Origin of the sequence: Microcystis sp. M49636_WE2, from assembly GCF_030065375.1 — a bacterium.
Lineage (GTDB): Bacteria > Cyanobacteriota > Cyanobacteriia > Cyanobacteriales > Microcystaceae > Microcystis > Microcystis aeruginosa_C.
Window position 1 is genome coordinate 1 of the sequence record NZ_JASJFG010000748.1, and the last position, 4,203, is coordinate 4,203.

The 4,203-nt window shown below is 42.4% G+C and carries 5 protein-coding genes and 1 pseudogene; 5 read left to right on the forward strand and 1 reads right to left on the reverse strand.

All coding sequences use genetic code 11. The features are described from left to right. Window positions 1–65, forward strand: a pseudogene (locus PX484_RS17135) (glutaredoxin 3); the annotation flags it as partial. Next, a complete protein-coding gene (gene tadA, locus PX484_RS17140; protein WP_104398378.1) occupies window positions 50–544 on the forward strand; it encodes a tRNA adenosine(34) deaminase TadA in 495 nt (164 codons plus the stop codon). The pseudogene PX484_RS17135 and the gene tadA, both read left to right, overlap by 16 nt. 95 nt (window positions 545–639) lie before the next feature. On the opposite strand, the gene PX484_RS17145 is transcribed toward tadA, so the two are convergent. Continuing rightward, window positions 640–1,410, reverse strand: coding sequence for a segregation/condensation protein A (locus PX484_RS17145; RefSeq protein WP_066029422.1), 771 nt, complete (start codon window positions 1,408–1,410; stop codon window positions 640–642). 51 nt (window positions 1,411–1,461) lie between these two features. Here PX484_RS17145 and pdxH point away from each other — a divergent pair, with 51 nt between their 5' ends. The 3 genes from pdxH to PX484_RS17160 all read left to right on the forward strand — a co-directional run bounded on the left by pdxH (window position 1,462) and on the right by PX484_RS17160 (window position 3,543). Further along, the gene (gene pdxH / locus PX484_RS17150) at window positions 1,462–2,106 is read left to right on the forward strand and encodes a pyridoxamine 5'-phosphate oxidase (RefSeq protein ID WP_002802042.1); all 645 of its coding nucleotides are present in this window, start codon (window positions 1,462–1,464) and stop codon (window positions 2,104–2,106) included. A gap of 230 nt (window positions 2,107–2,336) precedes the next feature. Then, window positions 2,337–2,639: a trypco2 family protein gene (locus PX484_RS17155; RefSeq protein ID WP_287766913.1), complete on the forward strand. Its 303-nt coding sequence runs from the start codon at window positions 2,337–2,339 to the stop codon at window positions 2,637–2,639. Between the two features lie 118 nt (window positions 2,640–2,757). Then, the gene (locus PX484_RS17160; RefSeq protein WP_287766914.1) at window positions 2,758–3,543 is read left to right on the forward strand and encodes a trypsin-like serine protease; all 786 of its coding nucleotides are present in this window, start codon (window positions 2,758–2,760) and stop codon (window positions 3,541–3,543) included. Window positions 3,544–4,203: the final 660 nt, after the last annotated feature.

The window sequence follows — 4,203 nt, forward strand, 5'->3', positions numbered from 1 at the left end:
ATTTGTATGCTTTGGATGGTCAGAAAAAATTAGATAATTTACTGGCTAAATGTGGGACTATCTAAAGTCTATTGATGAAAAAGCCTATGAGAAACATCGGCAATGGATGCAGTTAGCTTTAAATTTAGCGGCAACTGCGGGGGATCGGGATGATGTACCTGTGGGAGCGGTTATCGTGGATAAACAGGGACATTTAATCGCTCAAGGGGCTAATTGCAAGGAAAAACACCATGATCCCACCGCTCACGCCGAAATTCTGGCGATTCGTGCCGCTAGTCAAGTTTTAGGCAATTGGCACTTAAATGATTGTACCCTCTACGTCACCCTCGAACCCTGTCCCATGTGTGCCGGGGCAATTATTCAGGCTAGATTAGGATTATTAGTGTACGGTGCTGACGATCCCAAAACAGGAGTTATCCGCACTGTGGCTAATTTTATAGATAGTCCTTTTTCTAACCATCGTTTACCGGTAATCGCGGGAATTTTAGCTAAGGAATCGGGGGAATTATTACAAACATGGTTTGAGAAAAAAAGAAATGTTTAAAGGAGTCAGGGAGATAGGAGTCAATAAGCTGTAATGCCTCTTAGCTTAAAACCCCACACCCGACACCGCACACCCTGCCTCTAGAAAAAACTTTTTCAGCAAACCCTAATCAAACAAATAGTTAAATCCTGATAAAAATCCTCCTGTTTTAACTCCACTTTTGATTGAGAAGCCAGTAAAAGTAAAGCCCAAAAAATCGCCACCTTTTCCTGTGTTGCCGAGTGACTAGAGGGTTTTTCCGCTTGCCATAAATCTAATAAATACTCAAACTCTATCTCCTTTTTCTCTAATTGAAAAAACTTTCTTTGCAAAAAAAAGTCCAGTTCCGCTGCCAATTCTGTCAGGTTTTCTTGGTGGGCCAATTCCGTGATAATTTGTACCGCTTCCCGTCGGGATTGGGGCCGGGGTTTCGGGACAACTACAGGCAGTTTCGGTAAAGCTTCAATCTCTAGGGCAATCTGTTGTAATTGAGTGATTAACTCCTGTAAAGTTACCCGTCTTTTGCGCGGTGGTGGGGCGGCAGTACGACGGCGAATATGATTTTCTAGATAACGGGGTAAAGTTCTTAATTCCCGTTCTAACTCGCTAATTTCCTCATCAATCAGACTTTCTTCTTGCTGGTCCAAAGACAATCTTTCTAGGGTATCAGCCTTAAATAAAACTAACATAGAAGCCCATAAAAAAGCCTGTCCTGATTGGGGTAAATTAGCCTGGGCCATGGCTAAATCTAGATCATTTAATAACCCCAATTCCGCCAAAAAGCGATCGATCACATCAATAACCTGCACATCCCAGGGGTCAATTTCTCCCTGTTCCGCCATTTCTAAAAGAGAGGCGATCGCATCACTGGCCGAGGTGATAGTCATGATTGTAGAATCTTGTAGGATCTCAAAGGATAAAATTTAGCAAGCAAAACCATGGACATATCGATCGCTGACCTGCGCTTGGACTACAATCTCGAAGAATTGCTAGAGTCAGAAACATCTGCCGATCCTTTCATTGTATTTAAACAATGGCTAGAACGGGCGGTATCTTCGGGAAGATTGGAACCCAACGCTATGACTTTAGCCACTATTTCCCCGGAGGGTAAACCCCGGGCTCGCATGGTACTGTTAAAAGACTTCGATCCTCGCGGTTTTGTTCTCTTTACCAACTACCAAAGCGCCAAAGGACAGGAATTAATCGCCAATCCCAATGCAGCCCTAGTGTTTTGGTGGGGAGAATTGCAACGGCAAATTAGGATCGAGGGAACTGTAGAAAAAATCAGCGAGGAGGAATCGGATAATTACTTTTTTGTCCGTCCCTGGGAATCCCGTTTAGGGGCCTGGGCCTCCAATCAAAGTGAAGTGATTTCTGGGCGAGATATCCTCGAAAAACGCCTGACAGAACTAAAAGAAGAATATGCGGGTCGTGAAGTTCCCCGTCCTCCTCATTGGGGCGGATTTCGCCTAATTCCTAGTTTAATCGAGTTCTGGCAAGGTCGCCCCAGTCGTCTCCATGATCGTCTCTGTTATTATCGTCAAGAAGATGGCAGTTGGCAAAGGCAACGTTTAGCTCCTTAGTTTGATCTTGACACCTTGTATTGGCAAAATAGCTCGATACTAATTCAATTTGTCATTTTAGTCTTGAGATAATATTAGGTCGATGTCTTTTCCCAACCCGCGCTTTCCTTAGCGATTGGGTTGGGCTATTATGTCATTTGAGAAAGGCAATCCGTCCGCCCTAAAGTTTCAGAAAAACGATAGAATTGAAAGGGTTTTGGTCTGCATCCTTCAAAAATAACTAGAGAATTATGGACATCAATAAAGTTGGACTTCGAGAAACCTTAGAAGCATTGCGGGTTGAACTGAGTAAATCTATTTTAGCCTCTGAGGGTGAGCAGATTCGCTTTCAAGTGGGTGAAATTGAATTAGAGGTTCAATTTGTGGTTGAAAAGTCGAAAGATAGCAAAGGTGGGCTGAAATTTTGGGTAGTAGAAATGGGTGGGGGTGTCACCAATAAAGATACGATAACCCATAGAATTAAAATTCCCCTTAAACCCATTGGGAAAGATGGAGGACCTATCAAGACAGCAAGTGATGATATTCCCGATTAGAATTTTATACCCCTAGGGACGCAATGCTTGCCCCCAAAGCAGTTAATTTGTAGGATGGGTTAGCGAAGCGTAACCCATCGCCATCCCAGAAGAATAGGTTACATCAATCCGATAAGTTATGCCCCAATTCCAACCCGATCGCGCTTTAGAAATTGTTGCCCCTAAATACGGCACTGCCTATCGAATTGGGGGACGTTTACTCTTGACTTGTCGGCATCTATTTGATAATAGTAACGACTGTAAAGTACGATTTAGATCAGCATCAGACTATTCTGATAAGCAAGACATAGACGCTCAAGTGATTTGGAAAGCCCCCGATAATATAGATATAGCTTTAGTAGAATTACCAGAAACTATCGAAACTTGTGATCCTGTAGGTTTTGGGGTGTTACCTGATGCTAATACCACAAAAAAAGTTAAATTTGACTGTTTGGGCTTTCCTTTATTTTTACGGTATTCTGAAGATGGTATAAAATACGCCACAGGGTTACATATTGAGGGAACTATCGATGTGTCTAATCGTGCGCCTCATAACCGTTTGTTATTAAATATTAAAGATAGTCAAGACATACAACCCACCGATGAACAGTTAGAAAGATTAGCAGAAGATCAGTCACCTTGGCAAGGAACATCGGGATCAGCAATTGTTTGTAATGGGTTAGTGGTGGGTGTGCAGAAATGGCATCAAAATCCAGATCGTCCTGAATCTTTAGAAGCTGAATCTTTGGCAAGAGTTTATGACAATCCCGAATGGGGTGAGATATTAGAAAGTCATGATATTGATCCTGAACCTAAACCCGTTATATCCGCTTCTTTAAAATCTTCTTCCTATCGCAATCAGTCCCTATCTTTCCCCTGCTTTGTTACCCGAAGCCTTGCAAGTTGCCAGAGGGATTGGGGATGAATCCAAACAGGGTGAGAGCATCTCAAACGCTATTGACAATTAGCCAATTTTGTGAACCGCTTGCTGTGTGGGCATTTCAAGTGATACCAGTCAATCAGAATAGTTACGAAATATTCACATTTGGTCGATTTTTGCTTAACAATTGAGATGGCCAATTCTCCTCAAATATGCCTGAATCGCTCTCTGGGTAAGCAAATCACATAAAGTTGATTTTGTCAAGAATTGTTAAGATGCGCTTACCCTGCCGGATTTAGGATTACAGGTCTATAACAGGTGTATATAGCGTTTCTGATTCACAAGAGGTACATTCCTGATCCTGAACAGCTTAATCAGCAAAGGTTTAAGTGTGCCGAACAGATGCAAGAACCGCTATAATAAATTTAAGCCTAGGGCAGAAAAGTTGGGCTTGTCCTTTTCCCTAACCATAAACAGAAAAAATTCAACACCCCCAAGTAATTGACCGATTAATTTTCGGACAATGGGGTGTGCCTGGTGATGAAGACAACACAAGTAAGTTCCAATTTATCGAGTACAGATATGTCATCTCTAGAAGATTCTTTGAGTTTTGACGGAGCCTCCCCAATCACCTTTGATTTAACAGGTTCCGACGATTTAAGTGTATCGAGGGAAACTACTCCCTTGGGAGTCCTGAACTCTAAC

Bases quoted from the DNA above. Each gene is read 5' to 3' on its own strand.
- PX484_RS17155 (WP_287766913.1), top strand. From the start codon at position 2,337: ATGGACATCAATAAAGTTGGACTTCGAGAAACCTTAGAAGCATTGCGG.
- PX484_RS17145 (WP_066029422.1), bottom strand. From the start codon at position 1,410: ATGACTATCACCTCGGCCAGTGATGCGATCGCCTCTCTTTTAGAAATG.
- pdxH (WP_002802042.1), top strand. From the start codon at position 1,462: ATGGACATATCGATCGCTGACCTGCGCTTGGACTACAATCTCGAAGAA.
- tadA (WP_104398378.1), top strand. From the start codon at position 50: ATGTGGGACTATCTAAAGTCTATTGATGAAAAAGCCTATGAGAAACAT.
- PX484_RS17160 (WP_287766914.1), top strand. From the start codon at position 2,758: ATGCCCCAATTCCAACCCGATCGCGCTTTAGAAATTGTTGCCCCTAAA.